Consider the following 21,113-nt stretch of genomic DNA (forward strand, 5'->3'; position numbering starts at 1 on the left):
ACAAGAACCAATCAGTCCAACAGCCCCTTCAGCACCACACCACGGCACATCAGAAAACAAGCGATAGATGGGCATTAGAGATGAAAACGACCTCTTAGAGCCTGTTGGCAAAGTGGATCAAGGTCGTGGGTGATCAAGGAATCCGACATTGAAGGGGCGACGTGCGATTTACCGATGGTCCGAGCGTGCGCTGTGATGTTCATGTCGAGGCAGCTGTGCCGCGGGTCTGGGACCTGGTGACCGACATTCGTCTGCCCGCCCGGCTCAGCCCGGAGCTGCAGCGTGTCGAATGGCTCGATGGCGCGGACCGGCCCCTGGTAGGCGCGTGCTTCGAGGGCTACAACCATCACCAGCAGATCGGCGAGTGGCGGACCGTATCCCATGTGGTCGAATTGGACGAGCAACAAGTGTTCGCCTGGGCCGTCACGGATGCGGATGGTCGGTATGGAGAACCGACGCTGGATCCGGCTAGATCCATGGCGTCCTGGCGCTACGAACTCGAGGCCGAGGGCGGGGGCACCCGGCTGCGGCAGTCGGCACTCATCGGGCCGGGCCGCAGCGGAGTCACACTGGCCCTCGAGCGCTGGCCGGACCGGGAGGAGGAGATCATTGCCTTCCGGCTGAAGGAGCTGCGCGCCGGGATGGAAGCCACCCTTCGCGGCATCAAGGCGCTGGCCGAGGAAGGCGCCTAGGATCCCCATTCGGCAACAGCGGCTCCGGCACCGGCCATTGATCGCTCGTCAGGTCTCTGTGCGCCATGAGCCAAGATCATCACACGCTCGAGATCCACTTTCGACACACACCCAGTCGTGGCCTTACTGGTGGGGGTCCCGGGCCGTAGTTGGTAGGGGAAGGCGCGGACTACTGGATGCGTGACGGACTCGATCTCGGGGCCTGCTGGCTCCGGCCGAACTGTCACCTGCAACGATTCGCCTGTGAGCTATGACCTTGCTGTGTGGGACGGTGAACGTCCACTCGACAACCATCAAGCGGGCTTGGTCTACGACGAGCTCTATGCGCGCTACCTCGAGGCGGATGATGTCGTCGTGCCACCGGCGCCACGCATCGTGGGCTACGTCGAAGCGCTCGTCGAGAGATACCCGGACGACGTCGACGGCAGTGTCGTATGGGCGTCGCCGCCGGTCATCAACGAAGCCTCGGGGCCGATCGTGTACCTGCTCATGTCCTACAGCAAGGCTGAGGAAGTCTCTGAGTACGCCGCTTCGCTGGCTCGTGAGCACGGACTCGTCTGTTTTGATCCGCAGGGGGAATGCCTGCGGCCGTGACCTGTCTGCCCTTTCAGCAGGCGTACCTTCCGGTACCCGTGCCAGATCCGTGGATCGCCCCCCAGGAGGCACGCGGCGCACGGGGGCACGACAGATAGCAGGGAGCCGGCGACACGCGAGCGGCCCATCCAGAATGACTCCAGAGCGCACGCACTTGGACGCATCCCGCGAAGACTGGCTCGGCACGGCCTGTCGAATGCGCATCGAAGACCGCTTCCCTGCCGCGCTCGCTGAGTCGTACGCGCAGGTCACCAAGCCGTTAGCCGAGCGTGCCAGCGCCTTCCAAACGCCTGCCCCGGTGGACGGACGCGTTCGGGTGGGCGGCTCCATGAACAAGCCCATCCGAGCCTCATTGGACGAGACATGGTGGTGTGCGTCGCTCCGCCCCCTCCCCGTGCCTCGGAGGCAGTGGCTCGTATCGTGAGCGAGTGCGCAACGAGAGACATGATGAGCCGCTGTCGGGGGAGGAGTTGGAGCTCTTGCTCCAGTACCTCCATCGGTTCGCGAGGCGTGAACCCCGATCTGATCGCCCTGGAGGTGGGTGATCCCGAGTACCCGGCCCAACTGACGTTCAGGAGGATCCGGAGCCAGGGGTCGACCCGTCTGCCTACCGGCGGCCGTAGCGGAGTCGGTCGAAGGAACTGGCATCTACGGCTGACATCAACGACAGTGGGCAGCGGCAGACCTGAGCGGCCCAACACGACTTCGCCGTCTCCAATTGCGAGTGCCGCGACACGTCGCTGATCGAACTTGCAAAGCACGTGTCGACGGTGCGGCCCGTCTCAGTCCCCCGTGCCACAACCCGCGCCGGACAGGGCGGGGACTCACGAGGTACTCCGGGTGCCGGCAGGCGCCAGGGTCGGCTTCCCGCTGGTCAGGCATCCAGTCGCCGCACCTCGCTGTGCTGTACAGCAGCGAAGTACAGCAATCACGTCGACCCCGGCCGACTGTCACCGGCCGCAGGACCACCGATGAACAGCCGGACAGACCTCAGCGACCGCGCCGCCGACAGTTCGCATCGAGAGGGTCAGCCGGCCCGCGCCACAGGCGTGCCAGAACTGCGCCGCCACAGGCGAACCGGTCCAGCCATGGCCGCGGCTCTGGTGTGGACAATGGCCCTGACGATCCTCGGATCTCTGGGCTTGCTCGTGCTGTGGGAAAGCCGACACAGGGCTGACCGAAGGGATCCCGCTCAGCCGGCTGCCGACCGGTCGCGCCATCACGGCCGTACCGGCGCCCGCTCTGCACCCCCGAATGGGCTATGCGGGGTCGCGGCCGCGAGGCGGCGTCCGTGACCGTGACTCCACGCCCGCCCTCTTTGAGAAGGTTGGACCTGCGCTGTGGCCGGCAGTGCGACGAGCTGGATTCCGCCGAGGATCTCCCCCGTCCGCCGAGCGCGGCCGCTGGGTTCAGTCGTCCGGGCGGCGGCGCTGGGCCGGCCATTGAGGAAGGCGGTCGCCTCGTAGCCTTTGGGGGGCAACGAGTCGCAGCGGAACTGTTCGAACGCTGCGGAAGCGGAAGCAGTAGCGGCAGCGAGGAGCGGGAGACGACGCAGCACTTCGCAGGGGAGCGGCCAGGGTCTCTAGGCGTTGCTCCACCCGGCTGTGCTGGAAAACGAGTCAAGCAGGTCCACCACGAAAACCAGGGTCGAGCCCGCTGGGATCAACGGCGAGGGTGACTGATTGCCGTAGCCGAGACGCGGGGGAACGATGATCTCGCGCCGACCGCCGACCTTCATCCCCCTCACCCCCCGGTCCCAGCCCTTGATGACCTTGCCACTGCCCAGGGCGAACTTGAACGGCTGGCCCCGGTCCCAGGAGGCATCGAACTGCTTCCCGGACTCGAAGGTCACCCCGACATAGTGGACCCTGACCACCATGCCCGGCTTCACCTCAGCCCCGTCCCCGACGACCAGGTCCCGGATGGTCAGCTCGGTAGGAGCGTCACCCTCCGGAACGTCGACCTCGGGCTTCGTCAGTTCAGTCATTGCCGCCTCATCACTCTCCGTCGGAAGCCCTCGCACGGACCAGCCGGACGCATGGACACTCCATTCAGCAGATGGTCACGCTACCGAGAATGCCGATCCCCGGAGCACACCCCGCCACACGTGATGATCTTTCGCATAGCCGATGAACGCGACCCCGCACGCCGACCGCCACTGCGTCACATCCTCGACGACGTCCTCGAGCTGGCCACGAACCGCGACGCATGCCCGCCGGAGCCGTCAGAGCCGGACTGTCCAGCTGACCGTGGATCTCATCGTCCGGGCGATGGCGCGGTCCCGCACCGAGGGCGCACGGTCCTCGGCGGTGAGGGACAGTGTGTGCGTCCGAAGGTCGAGCAGCCGCAGGGCCAGGTCGGTCACTCGTACGTCGGTGCGGCCCGCGAGAGACTTCATCTCCCACCCGTCCAGATACCAGCGGGTCGTGAGTTGACGCCCGTCCGCCCCCGTAAGCCGGGGTACGAGGGCTTTGGCGGTGTCGCCCCTGCGGAGGGTGCGATCGGTGGCCGTGACGGGGGAGGTGATGCGCGCCTCGCGGTAGAAGCCGGCGATCATTGCCTCCACTCCGGGCAGATTGAAGGGCTTGCCGAGGGAGCGCATCAGGGAGTTCTCGGTGGGACGCTGCAGCCCGGTGACGTAGTAGCCGCCGCCCTCGTACGCGCCGACGGTGCCGCCGTCGGGAGACTGCTCACCGAGCCAGCGGTGCCACTTGGCCCCCCGGTCGGCCAGCTCGTCGGCGGTGAAGGTGGTGATGTTGGAGTCGGCGGGCTCGGGGCCCATGTACCGCTCGTAGCCGGGGTAGTCGGGGTAGAAGTACTCGTCGGCGAGCTTGCCCAGGGAGTGGCCGGTCTCGTGGATCGCGACCTGGCCTGACTTCTCGTTGCCCGCCGAGGCCGTTGATATGCCCTCGTAGCCGAGGGTCTTGCTGGGCTCGTTGTAGCCCGCGCCGCCGTACTTGGTGCTGTTGGCGAGGACGAGCACCAGGTCGGCCTCGGGGGCCTTCGCCACGTATCCGTCGACCTTGTCCTGGTCGACGCAGAGCAGCCGCTCGATGCCGTCGCACCAGAAGTACGAGCCGAGGGCCGTGTCCCGGAGGGTGCCGGGAGAGGGGTCGCCGGAGACGCCGGACTGGTTCGAGACGGCGTCGACGGTCCAGACGTTGAAGAGGTTGCGGTAGGTGGTGTACGGCTCGACGGCCGTCAGCTCGGCCCATTTCTGCTGGGCGTCGGCGTGGAAGCGGGGCAGTTCGGCGACGGTATAGCCGTCTCCGACGACGACGATGTCGAGCCGGTCGGCGGTGGGGCCGTTGTCGACCATCTTGGCCACCTCGCCGTCGGCGACCGCCTCGGTCGCCGTCAGGCGGGAGGCCGGCTGGTTCCGGCCCTCCGGCGGCACATGCGTGTGGCCGGATCCGGCGAGCGTCGCGTGTTCCGGCCCGGGTATCTCGACCTCGACTCCGGCCGTGGGGGGTGCCGTCGGGTCCGCGGCGGCGCTGCCGGGTGCGGCGGCGAGTACGGCCGCGAGGGCGACGGCCACTCCGGCCGCCACGGCTCCGCGTCGTGCTGAACGCATGAAATCAGCCCCTTGTCAGGCGAGTTAAGCGCGTCAGTAAATGTGTTGAACGAGTCGCTTAACCTAGGGGGAAGGCGAGGGGTGCGCAATGCCTACCGCTTCTGGATACTGAGGAGTTCACGAACCAGGGGGTCCGCATGGACGATCCGGCCACGATCGGCCACCGAGTACAGCGGCTGCGCACTCAACGCGGGCTGACGCAGCGACAGTTGGCCGAGCCTTCGTACACCCCCGCGTACGTCTCGACGCTGGAGTCGGGCAAGGTCAGGCCCTCGGAGACCGCACTGCGCTTCCTTGCGGAGCGGCTCGGTACGTCGTACGAGGAACTGGCCACCGGCCGCCCCGCGCACCTCGCCACCGAGCTGCGGCTCGCTCTCACCGACGCCCACCAGCAGCTGGCCACCGGGACGGCGGACGAGGCCGCCGTGCGCTACCGCCGGCTCCTCGCCGACGCGGAGCACCTCGGACTCGTTCCCGAGCAGGCCGAGGCGCTGCTCGGGCTCGGCGACAGTGCCCTGGAGACCGGTGAACTGGTCGACGCGGGCCACCACTTCCAGGCCGCCGAGCGGCTCCTCGCCGAGGAGCCGCTGCCCCGCCGCGCACGCGCGATCCGGGGCCGTGCCGTCGCACACCTCCTGGCCGGGGAGCTGCGCTACGCCTGCTACCTCCTCGAATCCACCATCGACGAGCTCGGTGCGAGCGGCCTGGCCGACCCCGAGGCGCTGGTCATCCTGTACGCCGCTGTGATCGGCCCGTACATCGACATGGGTGCACACGCCCGTGCTGCGCACGCCGCCGAGCTCGCCCTGGCGCTGGCTCCGCAGGTCGACGATCCGGCGCTGGTGGCGGGCATGCACCGGCAGGTGGCTCGCACCTTCCTCGCCGAGGGGCGCACGGCCGACGCCGACGCCTCACTGGCCAAGGCGCAGGCGATCTACCAGCAGCTGAGCCTGTGTACCGATCTCGCGCACTGCCACTGGATGCGCGGCTACGTCCAGGCTCAGAACGGCGAACTGGCGGCAGCCGAACAGGAGTTGCGCGCTGCCCGGGACATGCTGAACGCCAAACGCGCGGCGCTGTTCACCGCGCAGGTGGAGGTGGAGTTGGCCGATGTCCTCCGGCGGCTCGGACGGCACGGCGAGGCGTCGGATCTGCTCTCTGCATTTCTTCAGCTGGGTGACCGGCACGGCGCGGTGCACGCAGGGGGTGCGCACAGGCTGCTCGGGCTGATCGCCGAGGAGCGGGGGGACAGCGAGACCGCCGAGGAGCACTACGTCATGGCGCTGGGGCTGCTGGAGCGCAGCGGCGCGAGCGGCGACCTCGCCGATCTGTGCCGTCTGCTGGGCGACCTTCTGCGCCGCGGCGGCCGCACCGAGGCCGCGCTGGACGCGTACCGCACGGGGCTGGGCCATCGGTCGCCCCCTGGCACGACGACGCTGGGGCCGGCTCCGACGGCACTGGCGTTCCCGCGGCACTGAACGAGCAGCCGACAGTGCACTTCCAGCATGGTCCGGATCTTGGTTTCGCGACGCCGCCAATTGCGCTGGCGGAGGACCCGGTACTGCTCGTGGCGTCCCGGCAGGAGCATGCACGCCTGCAGGACGACCTTGCGGCTGCCGCGTCAGCTCACGACCCTGCGGCACGGTCTCCCCCACGGCGAACGGGAGGGGTCGTCGGGTCTGTCGCTGTTCAGGCATCATCCAGAGAATCCCCGGTTGGGCTGACCGGGGATTCTCGGCTACCCTCCGCCGCCCAGCCGATGGTGATCTCGACTACCACCCGGTTCGGATTGAGCCGCGGGGTGCTGTCCGCCGGGCGAGGGAGCCGGTCGCCCCGGACGACGACAGCAAGAGGCTCGGCGCCTACTTCGCGGCGTCCCGCAGATGATCGCCGAAGCGTGCAGTCTGGACCGAGACTGGTCCCGGAGGGACGCTGGAACCAGCGATGCGCTACAAACGGTTGCCGCGCCCTGTCGAAACCTATCCGGACGGCGGGGGTGCATGGTGGGGCAATCTCTTCTCCGGGAATGCGACTTCGTCCGCTAGAAGAACCCGAGTTTCTTGGGGGAGTAGCTAGTCAGTATGTTCTTCGTCTGCTGGTAGTGGTCCAGCATCATCTTGTGCGTCTCGCGGCCGATCCCCGACTGCTTGTAGCCGCCGAACGCCGCATGAGCCGGGTACGCGTGGTAGCAGTTCGTCCACACGCGGCCCGCCTGGATCGCGCGGCCGGCGCGGTACGCCGTGCTGCCGTCCCTGGTCCACACGCCCGCACCCAGCCCGTACAGGGTGTCGTTCGCCGTCGTGATCGCGTCGTCGAAGTCCGAGAACGACGCGACCGCGACCACCGGGCCGAATATCTCCTCCTGGAACACCCGCATCCGGTTGTCGCCCTCGAAGATCGTGGGCTGCACGTAGTAGCCGCCCGCCAGCTCACCGCCGTGCTGGATGCGCTGACCGCCCGTCAGAATCTTGGCGCCCTCCTGCTGGCCGATGTCCAGGTACGAAAGGATCTTCTGCAGCTGGTCGTTGGAGGCCTGCGCACCGATCATCGTGTCCGTGTCCAGCGGGTGGCCCGGCACGATCGCCTCGGTGCGGGCGATCGCGGCCACCAGGAACTCGCTGTAGTGCCCGCGCTGGATCAGGGCTCGCGACGGACAGGTGCACACCTCGCCCTGGTTGAGGGCGAACATCGTGAACCCCTCCAGCGCCTTGTCGCGCAGCTCGTCGTCGGCGCTCCAGACGTCGTCGAAGAAGATGTTCGGGGACTTGCCGCCCAGTTCGAGGGTGACCGGTTTGATGTTCTCCGAGGCGTACTGCATGATCAGCCGCCCCGTCGTCGTCTCGCCCGTGAACGCGATCTTCGCGACACGCGGGCTGGACGCCAGCGGCTTCCCCGCCTCGACGCCGAAGCCGTTGACGACATTGAGCACCCCGGGCGGCAACAGGTCGGCGACCAGGTCGAGCCACACATGGATGGACGCGGGCGTCTGTTCCGCCGGCTTCAGCACGACCGCGTTGCCCGCGGCCAGCGCGGGGGCCAGCTTCCATGTCGCCATCAGGATCGGGAAGTTCCACGGAATGATCTGTGCGACCACGCCCAAGGGCTCATGGAAGTGGTACGCCACCGTGTCGTCGTCGATCTCGCTGAGCGAGCCCTCCTGAGCGCGGACCGCGCCCGCGAAGTAGCGGAAGTGGTCGATCGCCAGCGGAATGTCGGCGGCCAGCGTCTCGCGCACCGGCTTGCCGTTGTCCCAGCTCTCGGCGACCGCGAGCATCTCGAGGTTCGCCTCCATCCGGTCCGCGATCCGCAGCAGGATGCCCGCACGCTCCGCGGGAGCGGTTCGGCCCCAGGCGGGCGCCGCGGCGTGAGCGGCGTCGAGCGCCTTCTCGACGTCCTCGGCGGTGCCGCGGGCGATCTCCGTGAAGGGGCGCCCGTCGACCGGACTCGGGTTCTCGAAGTACTGTCCGCGGGCCGGCGGCACGTACGCACCGCCGATCCAGTGGTCGTAGCGCGACGCGTACGAGACGACGGCGCCGTCGGTGTCGGGGCTGGCGTAGAGGGTCATGTCTGGCCTCCCGGTGGGTGCGCCGCCCGCCGTTGGACGGCGCCGCTCCCGAGGAGGCTAGGAGCGGCTACGTTGCAACCGCGTTGCGTTGACGTCCTCCCCGGCGTGAACGCTGGGGATTCCTTTCGCCCGCGTGGTGCGGGCCTGGGTGGGTTCCTGTTTCATCGGGTTGTGCCCTCCGCTAGGCGGAGGGTCTTACCTACCCTCGGCAGGCGTTTATTCTGTCCGCCCGTCCGGCGGCCAGGACCACGTTCGCGGCGTTGATGTCGCGGTCGTGTGTGCTGTTGCACGCGGTGCAGGTCCACGTGCGGATACTCAAGGGCTTGGGCCCGTCGATGACCATGCAGGTGTGGCAGGTCTGGGAGGACGGCACAGTGCGGCCGATCTTCCCGAAATATCGGCAATGACGTGCGGCCTTGTAGTCCAGCATGTTCACGAACTGGGCCCAGCCCGCGTCGTGGATGGACTTGGCCAGGCGGGTGCGAGCCAGGCCCCGCACGTTCAGCGTCTCGACATAGACCGCTTGGTTCTCGCGGACTATGCGGGTGCTGAGCTTGTGCGCGAAGTCCCTCCGTGCGTCGGCCACACGGGCGTGTTGACGGGCCGCCTTGACACGGGCCTTGGCCCGGTTGTTCGACCCCTTCGCCTTCCGGCTCAGGGCCTGTTGCGCCTTGCGGAGCTTCTTCTCCGCGCGGCGCAGGAACCGCGGGCTGTCCACCTTCGTGCCGTCTGCGAGGACGGCGAAGTGACACAGGCCCAGGTCGACGCCGGTCTCCGCATCGACGGGCGGGAGCGGGGCCGGCTTGGTTGCCACAACGAACGACACCCAGTACCGGTCCGCTGCGTCCTTGATCACGGTCGCGCTGGTGGGCTGCGCCGGCAGACACCGGGACCACTTCACTTTGAGGTCGCCGATCTTCGCTACATACAGGCGGCCGTTCGGCCGGAGTGTGAAGCCGTTCGCGGTGAGCCGGATCGAATGCCGGTTGTCTCGCCGCGACTTGAATTGAGGCGGTGCGACCTTCGGTCCCTTCCGTTTCCCTGTCGCCGACGCGAAGAAGTTTCGGTACGCGGTGTGCAGATCCCGCAAGGACTGCACCAGCACCACTGAGGACACCTCGGCCAACCACGCCCGCTCGTGCGTGCGCTTCGCCGCGGTGATGACCTGCTTCTGCACGTCGGTGTCCTTGATGTACGGCAGACCCGCCGCATGTGCTTCCTGCCGTAGGCGCAGCCCGTCGTTCAACACCACCCGCGCACACCCGAACGCCCGTCCCAGCGACGAGCGCTGAGATGGTGTCGGATAGACACGGAAGGAATACCGGAGCTGCATCACGTCAACATATCGGCCGCCACCGACACCGCACAAAGCGAGCTGCGCCGCTCCGCCCCAGGGGCCGACTAACCCGCGCCGGAGAAAGTGGTCACTGCCCGGCCCGGATCATGTCCGAACACTTCTCACCGATCATCATCGTGGTGATGCACGGATTGACCGCGGGCAGGAACGGCATGACCGAGGCGTCCGCCACCCGTAGCCCCTGCACTCCCTTGACCCGCAGTTGGGGGTCGAGAGGGGAGGCCGAATCGCGGTCGGCACCCATCCGTACGGTGCCCGCCGGGTGGTAGACCGTGTTGTGCGTCTGGCGGATGTAGGAGAACAACTCCTCGTCGGTCGTGAGGTCCGGCCCGGGCGCCAGCTCCGCGCCCTTCCAGTCGGCGAGCGGCGCCTGTGCCGCGATCTCCCGCGCCAGCCGCAGCCCGTGGATCATCACCCGGATGTCGTGCTCGTGCGTGAAGTAGCGGGGGTCGACCTTCGGCTTGTCCCGGAAGTCGCGGCTGCGCAGCCGCACCGTGCCCTCCGAGCGGGCGCGGGTGACGTTCGGTGTGAGGCAGAAGGCGTTGTCGGTTGTGGGGTAGCCGCGCCGGTAGGTGTTCATGTCGAACGGGACCGAACCGTAGTGGAACATCAGATCCGGCCGGTTCAGCCCCGGTTCGGTGTCGGCGAAGATCCCGATCTCCCACCACTGCGTGGAGGAGGTCACCATGGGCTGTTTGGCCTCCCACATGATGACGCCCTCGGGGTGGTCCTGCAGATGGGAGCCGACACCGGGGGAGTCCACCCGTACGTCCACCCCGTTGTCGCGCAGATGGGCGGCGGGCCCGATACCCGACAGCAGCAGCAGCTTCGGCGAGTCGATCGCGCCGCAGGAGACGATCACCTCGCGCCGCGCCCGTACGGAGCCGAGATGCACGGCGTCCGGCTGCAGGTACTCCACACCCGAGCAGCGTGCGTCCTCGAACAGCAGCCGCCTGGCCTGCACCCCGGTGCGCACCTCGAGATTGGGACGCTTGCCCATCACGGGATGCAGATACGACACCGACGCGGAGGAACGGGTGCCGTCCTCACGGCAGTTGATCTGGAACCAGTTCGCGCCGCGCACCACCGTGCGGCCCGAGTTGAACGGCACCGTCGGGATGCCGCCCGCCGCACAGGCGGCCAGCAGCGCACGGCCGCACGGGTCCCGGGGCGGCACCGAGCGGATCGTGACGGGACCGGAGCGGCCGTGGTGGTCCCCGGGGCCGTCGTTGGTCTCCAGCCGCTGGTACAACGGGAAGCAGTCGGCCGCGCTCCAGCCCGAGCACCCCATCGCGCCCCACTCGTCGAGGTCCTCGGCCGGCGCCCAGAAGGCGATGCACGAGTTGTGCGACGAGCATCCGCCGAGCACCTTGGCACGGGCGTGGCGCATGAAGCTGTTGCCGTTCTCCTGCGGCTCCACCGGATAGTCCCAGTCGTAACCGGACTCCAGCAGCGCCATCCACCGGTCCAGCCGCAGGATGCTCTCGTCGCCCTCGTCGGAGGGGCCCGCCTCGAGAACGCAGACGCTGACACCGGGATCCTCCGACAGCCGAGCCGCGACGACGGCCCCGGCGGTACCGCCGCCGACCACGACAAAGTCGAATTCGGGCTCAGAGGTCTGTGCGGGCATGGTCTCTCCAGTGCGGGATGTCCCCGTGGCGGGGGAGGGGCGTGGATCAGGGGGCGTCGGCGCGGTGTTCGGCCAGCACGCCCGTACGGTGCCGCTGCACGAACCAGTAGTAGGCGAAGCCGCCGAGCCCCACGATGCCGATGAACAGGAACGCCCCCCAGCGCAGGTACCAGTGCTGGGGACCGGTCGCGTTGTAGACCGCCGCGCGCGGCCAGGCGAGGTTGAGGGACATCGCCGCCCCCCACAGAACAGCCAGGATGTTGATCGGCAGTCCGAAGCGGCCGAGCGAGAACGCTCCCTCGCGGGGGTGCCACTGCCCGCGCAGCCGCTGGATCAGCATTGGGAGGGTCACCAGCAGATACGCCAGATAGATCATGATGATGGCGATGCTGGTGATCACCGAGAAGATCTGCGGCTGGTTGATGTTGATCACCAGGATGACGACGCCCACGACACCGATCACCACGGCGGGGATCACCGGGGTCTGGAAGCGGGGACTGACGCGGGCGAGCAGCGAGCCCGCCGGCAGGTTGTTGTCGCGCGCCATCGCGAACATCAGCCGGATGCCCGCTGCCTGAACGGCCAGCACACACACCGTGATCGCGATGACCACGCACCACAGGAAGATCTCGCCGATGGTCGAGCCCAGCGTCTCCAGCACCACGTACTGCAGGCCGCCCGTGCCCAGCTCCTTCGCGTGCAGGTCCGGCACCGCCATCAGCGCGAACAGCAGAATCAACCCGCCGATGATGAAGGAGGCGACGAGCGCCCGCAGAATCGCGCGGGGCGCGTTGTGGGACGGGTTGTGGGACTCCTCGCCCAGGGACGACGCCGTGTCGAAGCCGTACATCACATACAACGAGGCGAGGGAGGCGCCGAGGAACGCCCCGAAGTAGCCGAGCGTCTGCCCGCTGCCCAGCCCGTAGGTCTCGGTCAGCACGCTGCTCGGACCGCGGGTGATGTGCGCCGCGAGGAAGATGATCAGGCCGACTGCCGCGATCAGCTCGATGAACACTCCCGCAGAGTTGATCCGGGCCATCAACTGCACGCCGAACGCGTTGACCAGGGTCGAGAAGAGGATCAGCACCGTTCCCAGCAGGACGGCGTTGGCCGCGGCGTCGTTCTTGCCGCTGCCGTCGCCGATGAACTGGAACCACTCGTCGATCTGCGGCAGCGTGATCTGGTATGCCAGCGCCACGGCCGAAAGGGTGACCATGGTGGCCGTCATCATCATCCAGCCGCCGAGCCAGCCCACATGCGGGCCGCCCATCTTCTTCGACCAGTTGTAGACCGAGCCCGCGACCGGATACCGCGCCGCCAGCTCGCAGAAGCACAAGGCCACCATGAGCTGGCCCGCGAACACCATCGGCCACGACCACCAGTACGCCGGGCCGCCGAACGCGACGCCGAAGTAGAACAGCTGGAACGTGCCGGTCAGGATCGAGATGTAGCTGATCCCTGCGGCGAACGTGTGGAAGTTGCCCAGCGTGCGCTTCAGTTCGGGCCGGTAGCCGAGCTCGGCGATCGAATCGTCGTCGTGCGCGGCGCCCTTGCCGGCGCCGGGCTGGTCCTGGCCTGTCGGCGGCGCGGTCACTCGAACCACCTCTGCGGCTTGGGGGCGAGATTCCGCCAGATGTGCTTCGCCTCCTGGTACTCGGCGAGTCCTGCCGGTCCCAGTTCACGGCCGAAACCGGACTGCTTCATGCCGCCCCATTCCGCCTGCGGTACGTAGGGGTGGAAGTCGTTGATCCACACGGTGCCTGCCCGGAGCCGGGACGCGACCCGGTGCGCACGGCCGGCGTCCTGCGACCAGACCGCACCCGCGAGTCCGTACATGGTGTCGTTGGCGACCGCGACGGCCTCGGCCTCGCTGTGGAACCGCTCGACCGTGAGCACCGGGCCGAAGGACTCGTCACGCACCACCGACATCCCGGGGGTGCAGTCGTCCAGCACGGTCGGCGGATAGTAGTAGCCGTCGGCGAGTTCCGGGTCCAACGGCCGGGCGCCGCCGCAGCGCAGAACCGCGCCCTCGGCCAGGCCCGCGGCCACATAGGCCTCCACCTTCTCCCGGTGCGCGGCCGAGATCAGCGGCCCGGTCCGCGCGTTCTCGTCGAACGGACCGCCCATCCGGATCGCCCGGGCGCGGGTCACGATCTCGTCGACGAATGCTTCGTGCAGGGAGTTCTCCACGAGCAGCCGGGCACCTGCCGAGCAGACCTGCCCGGAGTGCAGGAACACCGCCATCAACGCGTAGTCGACGGCTGCTTCGAAGTCCGCGTCGGCGAAGACGATGTTCGGGTTCTTGCCGCCGAGCTCCAGCGCGACCTTCTTCACGGTGGGCGCCGCGGCCGCCATGATCCGCCGCCCGGTGGCCAGTCCACCGGTGAACGACACCAGATCCACCCGAGGGTCCTCGGTGAGCGGCGCACCGGCCTCGGCGCCTGTCCCCAGGATCAGATTCGCGGCCCCGGGCGGCAGTCCCGCCTCGGTCAGCAGCCGCATCAGCAGGATCGCGGTGTGCGGGGTCAGTTCGCTCGGCTTCAGGACGAACGTGTTGCCCGCCCCGAGCGCCGGGGCGACCTTCCACGCGGTCTGCAGCAGCGGATAGTTCCACGGGGTGATCAGCGCGCACACCCCGACCGGTTCGTGCACCACCCGGCTGTCCGCGTCCGGGTTGCCGGTGGCGATGATCCGGTCGGTGCCGCCCGACGCGGTCAGATTGCCGAAGTAGCGGAAGCAGGCCGCGATGTCGTCCATGTCGTACTCGGACTCGACGAGCCGCTTGCCGGTGTCCAGGGACTCGGCCCGCGCGAAGGCTGCCTTGTCACGTTCCAGCAGATCGGCGACGCGCACCAGCAGCCGTCCCCGCTCCGCGGGGGGCGTGCCGGGCCAGGGGCCGCTGTCGAACGCGTCGCGGGCAGCGGCAACCGCCGCCGCCGCGTCCTGGGGGCCCGCCTCGTCGACGGTCGCGACCAGGGTGCCGTCCGCAGGGCAGCGGATCTCACGTGTACGACCGTCGGCGGCGGCGGCCCAGTTGCCTCCGATGAACAGCTCCGGCATCGCGCACCTCCGGGTCGATGGGCCGGGCACTGTTTGTGTGCTCCACCCCATGACATTAGGCAGCCGGGGCCGACCCCGCAGAACGAAGGCCGCGGGCGCGGCCCGTTCCAGGCACCCGGCCGACCCGTCATGCGCGCTGCCACGCGTCCAGCTCGGCAATCCGCGCGAGTGCTGCCGGGCGCTGCGCGGTGGGGAGCACGGACGCGAGCGCGCGCCAGGCCGGCAGGTCCTCCTCGCCCCAGGGGCTGTACACCCAGTCCGCCAGCAGCACCGGGTCGCCGCGGGCGATGAGCGCGGCTCGCAGCTGGTTCTCCAGCCGACGGCGCAGTCGGGCCACCGCGGGCGCCTGGGACACCGGCAGCATCGGACCTCCGTAGATGTCCATGGCACGCGTGAGCGCACCGCACGCCAGGTGGCGGGCCACCGTGTCGAAGTCCGCGTCGACGGGCGCGGCGAGACGGTAGGGACGCGAGCGGAGCAGGTCGGGGCCGAGCAGGTGACGCAGCCGCGACATCTCCGCCCGAAGGGTGACGGGCGTGACCGTCTCGTCCTCGTACAGCTCCATGAGCAGCACGTCCCCGCCGATGCCCTCCGGGCGGCCTGCCAGCACGACGATGATCTCGCTGTGCCGCCGGCTCAGCCGCAGCCTGCGGTCCCCGACCGCGAGCAGTGCCTCGTCGCGTCCGAGCGCGGTCAGCCGCAGGCATTCCGCCTCGGGCGGCGGGGCGAGGAGCGCGAGATGGGATTCGGCCGCACGGGCGACGGCGCCGACGAACGCCAGGCTGTGCGGGTGCGCCAGCCGGTCGCCGCCGGTGATGTCCACGGCACCGAGGACGCGGCCCGTCGCCGGGTCATGGATCGGGGCGGCGGCACACGTCCAGGGGTGCACGGGCCGGCGGAAGTGCTCGGCGGCGAACACCTGCACGGGCCGCCCCACCGCGATGGCGGTGCCGGGGGCGTTGGTCCCGGCGGTCGTCTCGGCCCAGCGGGCTCCCGGTACGAAGTTCATTCCGCTCGCCCTGCTGCGTGTCGCGGGCGGACCTTCCACCCACAGCAGGCGGCCGTGCGCGTCGCAGACGGCCACCAGATGCTCGCCGTCCCTCGCGTACGCGTCCGTCAGCTCACGGATCACCGGCATCGCGCGTGCCAGCGCATGCCCGTCGCGGTAGGCGCCGAGGTCCTCGCCGTCCAGCTCCACACCCGCCATGCCTTCCGGGCTGACGTGCGCGCGTGCCGAGCGGCGCCAGGAGTCGGCGACCAGGGGGCGGACCGGCGTCTCGACACGGCCCGCCGTCACATACGCGTCGTAGGCCCGGCGCAGCACCGCGCCGCGCTCCGCGGGATCGGCGCCGGACTCCAGGGCCACCCATGTGTCGCTCAACTCGGCCTCCCGCGCCCATCGTGGACCGGCTGACGGCCGCCGACAAGGACGCGCGCGTCAGGCGAAGTTGACCAGCCGGATGTAGCGCGTCCAGTCCCAGTGCGGACCGGGGTCGGTGTGGGTGGCGCCGGGCACCTCGTGATGACCGATGATGTGCGCCCGGTCCTTGGGGATGCCGTAGCGGTCGCAGACCCAGGCGGTGAGCGCCGCGGACCGTTCGTAGAGCGCATCGGTGAACCAGGCGGGCCGGTCCACCCAGCCCTCGTGCTCGATGCCGATACTGCGGGTGTTGTAGTCCCAGTTCCCCGCGTGCCAGGCGATGTCGCGTTCCTGTACGCATTGGGCGACATGCCCGTCCGACGAGCGCACGACATAGTGCGCCGATACCTTCGTGGCCGGATTACGGAAGATCGCCAGGGTGTCCGCGTACGTCTCCTGGGTGACATGGACGACGACGTAGCGGACCGGGTACGCGGAAGGTCTGCTGGAGGCGGTGAAGTTGGTCGCCGTTGCGGGTGACCACTCGGCGCCCGGGAAGTCGGCGGCTGCGCGGGTGGCGGCGCGGGCGGGCGCGGCGGGTACCAGGATGCCGGCGGCGGCCGTGGCGGCCGCGCCCCGGAGCACGCTTCTGCGGTCCATTGGACCTCTCCTGTAGGTGTCCTGAAGGGGGGTCGGTGACCACGAGCATCCCGTGCGGGAGGGCGCTCATGACGGACCTCCGCGACACCGGTGGGGTTGGTGTCGCGGGCTCGGCCGTCGGGGTGCAGGTGCCGTGAGCCCCAAGGCAGTGGGACGGTGAAGTCCCGCGAAAGCAAGCGCCGGACGCCAACATCCCCAAGCTGCGGGCGAGTTGGCCCAGGGCATCCGGCGCCGCCCTGCGTTCAGTACGCCGTCGGCGGCTCCCCGAGGACGCCCGCCAGGGCCGAGTCGGGGTCCGGCGCCGCGGGTCCCGCCGGTGCCCACGCGGACCGTTCCTTGCGGAACGGCCACCAGCGGCCGTCGGCGTCCACGCGCAGCTGCACCTGGGTGCCGACAACCGTCCAGCGCCCCGGGCCGGCCGCTCTCACCCGGGGGCGCTCGGGATCGCCGGACTCCTGCCACGCCGCGTCGAGCGCGGTGGTCACCCGTGCGAGCAGCGCCGCGTCGAGTGCGACGTCCTCCTCCAGGACGGCGAGTGCCGTGGCCCCGCCGAAACGCCACGCCCGCACCGCGAGGTCCAGTTCCGCCCGGGTGCGCCCGGTGCCCTCGGCGAGCCGTGCCGCGATCACCGGTCCCGGCACCGACGCGGCCATCCGGACCGCGTCCTGACCGCGGGTCGGCACCGGCTGTGGCGGCAGGTCCTCGTGACCGGGCGTCAGCGCCAGCGCCAGCAGCAGGTGCGCCCGCGCCGCCGCGTCCGCGGCCAGGAACTCCAGTGCGTCCGCGTCCACTCCCGCGGCCGGGGGCGTCTGCGTGTCCAGCGCGGGCGCCGGGCCCGGCTCCTCGGGCAGCGGAGGGGGAGCGGGCAACGGCGGCAGGATGCTCCGCGCCGCGAACGCCTCGTCGGCCCGCACCCCGGCGGGCACCGGGACGTCCTCGCCGTCCTGCGGTGACGGCGCGCCCGCCCGTGCGACGCTGCGCAACTGCAGCTCGTCCAGCAGCTGCCGCTCCCCGCGCCCCCGCATCAGCAGCAGCACGAAGGGGTCCTCGTCCAGCAGCCGCGCGACCTGGTAGCAGAGCGCCGCCGTGTGCGGGCAGTGGTCCCAGGCCTCGCACGTGCACTCGGGCTCCAGGTCCCCGATGCCGGGCAGGAGCTCCACGCCCGCGGCTGCCGCGTCCTCCACCAGATGGGGTGGCATCTCGCGGTCGAGCAGGGCGGCGATGTGCCCCGCCCTGTCGACCGCCATGTCCAGGAACCGGTCCCACTCCTCGTCGCCGAGCTCCTGCAGCAGCACGTCGCTGCGGTGGGGCGTGCCGTCCCGGTCGCGGACGACCGCGGTGATCCGGCCCGGACGCACCGACACCGCTCCCACCGCTCCGTCCCGGGCGTGCTTGCGGCCCTTCTTCAACTGCTGGCCGTCCAGGGCCGTGTCCTCGAGCGCCTTCAGCCAGGCCCGGCCCCACCACGACTGCGCGAAGCCCCGCCCGTGCGTCGGCGGCAGCGCCGCGAACGTCCGCTCCACTTCACCGGATCCGCTCATCGCCCGCCCCCTCGAAGTTCCACCAGGTCCGCCAGTTCGGCGTCCGTCAGCTCGGTCAGCCCCGCCTCGCCGGATCCCAGCACCGCGTCCGCCAGTTCCCGCTTGCGCTCCAGCATCTGCGCGATGCGATCCTCGATCGTCCCCTCGGCGATCAACCGGTGCACCTGCACCGGCCGGTCCTGGCCGATGCGGTAGGCGCGGTCGGTCGCCTGTGCCTCGACGGCGGGGTTCCACCAGCGGTCGTAGTGCACGACATGCTCGGCCCGGGTCAGGTTCAGACCCGTGCCGGCGGCCTTCAACGACAGCAGGAACACCGGCACTTCGCCGTTCTGGAACCGCCGCACCATCTCCTCGCGTGCGGTGACCGGAGTGCCTCCGTGCAGGAACTGCGTCCGGACGCCGCGCTGCTCCAGATGCTGCTCCAGGAGTCGCGCCATCTGGACGTACTGCGTGAACACGAGGACGCTCGCGTCCTCGGCGAGGATGGTGTCCAGCAACTCGTCCAGCAGCTCCAGCTTTCCCGAACGGTCCGCGATCAGCGGCTGTTCCTCCTTCAGATACTGCGCGGGGTGGTTGCAGATCTGTTTGAGCGCGGTGAGCAGCTTGACCACGAGCCCGCGCCGTTCCATGCCGTCCGCCTCGGAGATCGCGGCGAGGGTCTCGCGGACCACTGCCTCGTACAGCCCCGTCTGCTCCCGCGTCAGGGACACCGCCCGGTCCGTCTCCGTCTTCGGCGGCAGCTCGGGTGCGATGCCCGGATCCGACTTGCGCCTGCGCAGCAGGAACGGGCGCACAAGGGCGGAGAGCCGTGCGGCGGCCGCCGGGTCGCTGCCGCCCTCCACCGCCTGGGCGAAGCGGGAACGGAAGGTGCCGAGCCGCCCGAGGAGGCCCGGAGTGGTCCAGTCGAGAATCGCCCAGAGTTCGGAGAGGTTGTTCTCCACCGGTGTGCCGCTGAGCGCGACACGTGCCTTCGTGCCGATGGTGCGCAGTTGCCTGGCCGTCGCCGAGTACGGGTTCTTCACGTGCTGCGCCTCGTCGGCGACGACCATGCCCCAGCCGGTCCCGGCGAGCCGCTCGGCGTCGAGGCGCATCGTGCCGTACGTCGTGAGCACGAACTCGTCCTCGGACAGCTCCGCGAGGGAGCGGGATGCGCCGTGGAACCTGCGCACCGGGGTGCCGGGGGCGAAACGCTCGATCTCGCGCTGCCAGTTGCCCATCAGCGAGGTGGGGCACACGACCAGCGTGGGTCCGGCGGCAGCGGGGTCCGTCCGGCGGTGCAGATGGAGTGCGATGAGCGTGATGGTCTTGCCGAGGCCCATGTCGTCGGCGAGGCAGCCGCCGAGGCCCAGGGACGTCATCCGGTGGAGCCAGTTCAGTCCCCGCAGCTGGTAGTCGCGCAGCGTCGCCGCCAGTGCTTCGGGCTGGGCGATCTCCTGCGGACCGCCCTCCGGATCCGCGAGGCGTTCGCGCAGACGCTCCAGCGGGCCGGTGGCCTCGACGTCGACGCGCCGGCCGTCCACCTCGGCGGAGCCGGTGAGGACCAGGCCGAGTGCGTCGACGGGGGAGAGCCTGCGGTCCTGGCTCTCGCCGGCCCGTCGCACCTCCTCGGGGTCGATGAGCACCCATTCGTCGCGCAGCCTCACCAAGGGACGGCCCGACTCCGCGAGCCGGTCGAGCTCCGCTTTGCCGAGCTGCTGATCGCCCAGTGCGTAACGCCAGTTGAAGGCGAGCACCGCGTCGGCCGACAGGAACGACGGCAGCCCGGACGACTTGTGGCCGCCGCTCCCCGGCGACTCGTCGTCGGCCGGACCGATGACGGCGCGCGCGGTGAGTCTGCGGGCGAGCTGCCGGGGCCAGTGCACCTGGAGACCGGTGGCAGCCAGGGCCCGCGCCGCGTCGCCCAGCAGCTCCGTGACCTCCTCGTCGGCGAGTTCGATCGCGTCGGGCACGGCGGCGCTCAGCAAGGGGGAGAGCGGTGGCCAGGCCCGTGCCGCGCGCCGCAGGGCCAGCAGCGCGTCCAGCCGCGCGCGGGGGCCGAAGGCCGTGCCCACCGCACCGGAGCCGCCCCACACGTCCGCCGCGTCCGCGACGAGCGTGGGATCGCTGACGCCGTGCATTTGGACGACGGCCCGGAACGCCGGGGCAGTGCCGCCGTCCTGGACCGTGTCGAGACCGGTGACCTCGATGCGCAGCGACAGCCGTACACCCGCGTCGTGCCCGGCGGCGATGTCCGCCGCCCAGGCGCGCTGGTCGGGCAGTTGCAGCGGTTCCGCGGCGGCGAAGGCGTGCCCGCCGGCGGCAACGGGAGCCGCCGGGCCGCGCGGCAGTTCGTCGGCGACGGCATCGGTGAACTCCCGCAGCAGCGCCTGCGGTTCGGGAAGCATCAGCGTCACGGCCGACGGGTCCAGCGGGACGGCGTGGGCGGAGGGAGGCATGGACGCGGCGAGCGTACGCAGCCGGTCGAGGTCCTGGGCGGAGAGCGGGCCCATCCGCCATGAGTCCGTGTCGGTGGCGCTCAGACCGGGCAACAGCAGTCCACGTGCGGCCAGTTGAAGGGCGAACACCGCGGCGGCGCCCCAGAAGCGGGCGGCGTCGGAGGCGTTGTCGGCGGTCCGTGCCCGGGTCAGGACGGGCAGGGCGTCGGCGACGCTCAGAAGCAGGACGGGGACGGTTGCCGTCCGGAGCTCCGGTGTGACGACGGTGAGTGGTTCGGGCTCGCCCCGGGCGGAGGGGAGCACGCCGTCGTGCGGCTGCAGAAACGCGACACGCCCGGCGCGGGCCGGATCACCCGGCAGGAAGACCACGGGGCAGCGGACGAGGGTGGCGACGACGGGCAGGGAGAGGGCGGGTCCGGTGGGCGGAGACGGTATTGCCGCGGGAAGCCTGTGCACAGCGAAGACACATTCCTCAAATTTGACTACTCAGGGCCGGAGCGGCCGAGGGTACCTCAGCGGCGGCCCCTCCCGGGCGCGATGGGTGTGTGACACGGGCCACTCGATGTGAGGGCCTGTCGTGGGGTGGCGTCAGCACCACCCCTGGCGGCGGGCCTGCCCCCGAACGGCCCGGGTGGTGGCGCCATG

14 protein-coding genes are annotated in these 21,113 nt (G+C 70.0%); 3 read left to right on the forward strand and 11 right to left on the reverse strand.

Translation table 11 applies throughout. The annotated features are described in order from the left end of the window. Positions 1–161: 161 nt before the first annotated feature. Both AC067Z_RS15160 and AC067Z_RS15165 read left to right on the forward strand, forming a co-directional pair. Positions 162–692 carry an SRPBCC family protein gene (locus AC067Z_RS15160; RefSeq protein ID WP_478789955.1) on the forward strand — a complete coding sequence of 177 codons (531 nt, stop codon included), beginning with the start codon at positions 162–164 and terminating at the stop codon, positions 690–692. A 243-nt stretch (positions 693–935) separates the two neighbouring features. Next, a complete protein-coding gene (locus AC067Z_RS15165; RefSeq protein ID WP_478789956.1) occupies positions 936–1,286 on the forward strand; it encodes a hypothetical protein in 351 nt (116 codons plus the stop codon). A 1,582-nt stretch (positions 1,287–2,868) separates the two neighbouring features. Here the strand turns inward: AC067Z_RS15165 and AC067Z_RS15170 are convergent. Next, positions 2,869–3,273: an FKBP-type peptidyl-prolyl cis-trans isomerase gene (locus tag AC067Z_RS15170; protein WP_478789957.1), complete on the reverse strand. Its 405-nt coding sequence runs from the start codon at positions 3,271–3,273 to the stop codon at positions 2,869–2,871. Positions 3,274–3,510: 237 nt separating this feature from the next. After that, positions 3,511–4,860: a M64 family metallopeptidase gene (locus AC067Z_RS15175; RefSeq protein ID WP_478789958.1), complete on the reverse strand. Its 1,350-nt coding sequence runs from the start codon at positions 4,858–4,860 to the stop codon at positions 3,511–3,513. Positions 4,861–4,997: 137 nt separating this feature from the next. Between AC067Z_RS15175 and AC067Z_RS15180 the strand changes: the two genes are divergently transcribed. Further along, a complete protein-coding gene (locus AC067Z_RS15180; protein ID WP_478789959.1) occupies positions 4,998–6,338 on the forward strand; it encodes a helix-turn-helix domain-containing protein in 1,341 nt (446 codons plus the stop codon). Positions 6,339–6,901: 563 nt separating this feature from the next. On the opposite strand, the gene exaC is transcribed toward AC067Z_RS15180, so the two are convergent. The 9 genes from exaC to AC067Z_RS15225 form a co-directional block, all read right to left on the reverse strand. After that, positions 6,902–8,425 carry an acetaldehyde dehydrogenase ExaC gene (exaC, locus tag AC067Z_RS15185; protein ID WP_478789960.1) on the reverse strand — a complete coding sequence of 508 codons (1,524 nt, stop codon included), beginning with the start codon at positions 8,423–8,425 and terminating at the stop codon, positions 6,902–6,904. A gap of 199 nt (positions 8,426–8,624) precedes the next feature. Continuing rightward, the gene (locus AC067Z_RS15190) at positions 8,625–9,758 is read right to left on the reverse strand and encodes an RNA-guided endonuclease InsQ/TnpB family protein (RefSeq protein ID WP_478789961.1); all 1,134 of its coding nucleotides are present in this window, start codon (positions 9,756–9,758) and stop codon (positions 8,625–8,627) included. Positions 9,759–9,849: 91 nt separating this feature from the next. Beyond that, on the reverse strand, positions 9,850–11,412 hold the full coding sequence (locus AC067Z_RS15195) for a GMC family oxidoreductase (RefSeq protein ID WP_478789962.1): 1,563 nt from the start codon (positions 11,410–11,412) through the stop codon (positions 9,850–9,852). A gap of 46 nt (positions 11,413–11,458) precedes the next feature. Then, on the reverse strand, positions 11,459–13,006 hold the full coding sequence (locus AC067Z_RS15200) for an APC family permease (RefSeq protein ID WP_478789963.1): 1,548 nt from the start codon (positions 13,004–13,006) through the stop codon (positions 11,459–11,461). Next, positions 13,003–14,472, reverse strand: coding sequence for an aldehyde dehydrogenase family protein (locus tag AC067Z_RS15205; protein ID WP_478789964.1), 1,470 nt, complete (start codon positions 14,470–14,472; stop codon positions 13,003–13,005). The genes AC067Z_RS15200 and AC067Z_RS15205 overlap by 4 nt, the downstream gene beginning before the upstream one ends. Positions 14,473–14,599: 127 nt before the next feature. Continuing rightward, positions 14,600–15,853, reverse strand: coding sequence for a GAF domain-containing protein (locus AC067Z_RS15210; protein ID WP_478789965.1), 1,254 nt, complete (start codon positions 15,851–15,853; stop codon positions 14,600–14,602). Between the two features lie 57 nt (positions 15,854–15,910). Then, the gene (locus AC067Z_RS15215; protein WP_478789966.1) at positions 15,911–16,492 is read right to left on the reverse strand and encodes an N-acetylmuramoyl-L-alanine amidase; all 582 of its coding nucleotides are present in this window, start codon (positions 16,490–16,492) and stop codon (positions 15,911–15,913) included. 242 nt (positions 16,493–16,734) lie between these two features. Beyond that, positions 16,735–18,033, reverse strand: a complete 1,299-nt coding sequence (locus AC067Z_RS15220) for an SWIM zinc finger family protein (protein WP_478789967.1) — start codon at positions 18,031–18,033, stop codon at positions 16,735–16,737. Then, positions 18,030–20,924, reverse strand: a complete 2,895-nt coding sequence (locus tag AC067Z_RS15225) for a DEAD/DEAH box helicase (protein WP_478789968.1) — start codon at positions 20,922–20,924, stop codon at positions 18,030–18,032. The genes AC067Z_RS15220 and AC067Z_RS15225 overlap by 4 nt, the downstream gene beginning before the upstream one ends. Positions 20,925–21,113: the final 189 nt, after the last annotated feature.

It is taken from the genome of Streptomyces sp. NPDC043812 (assembly GCF_056436245.1).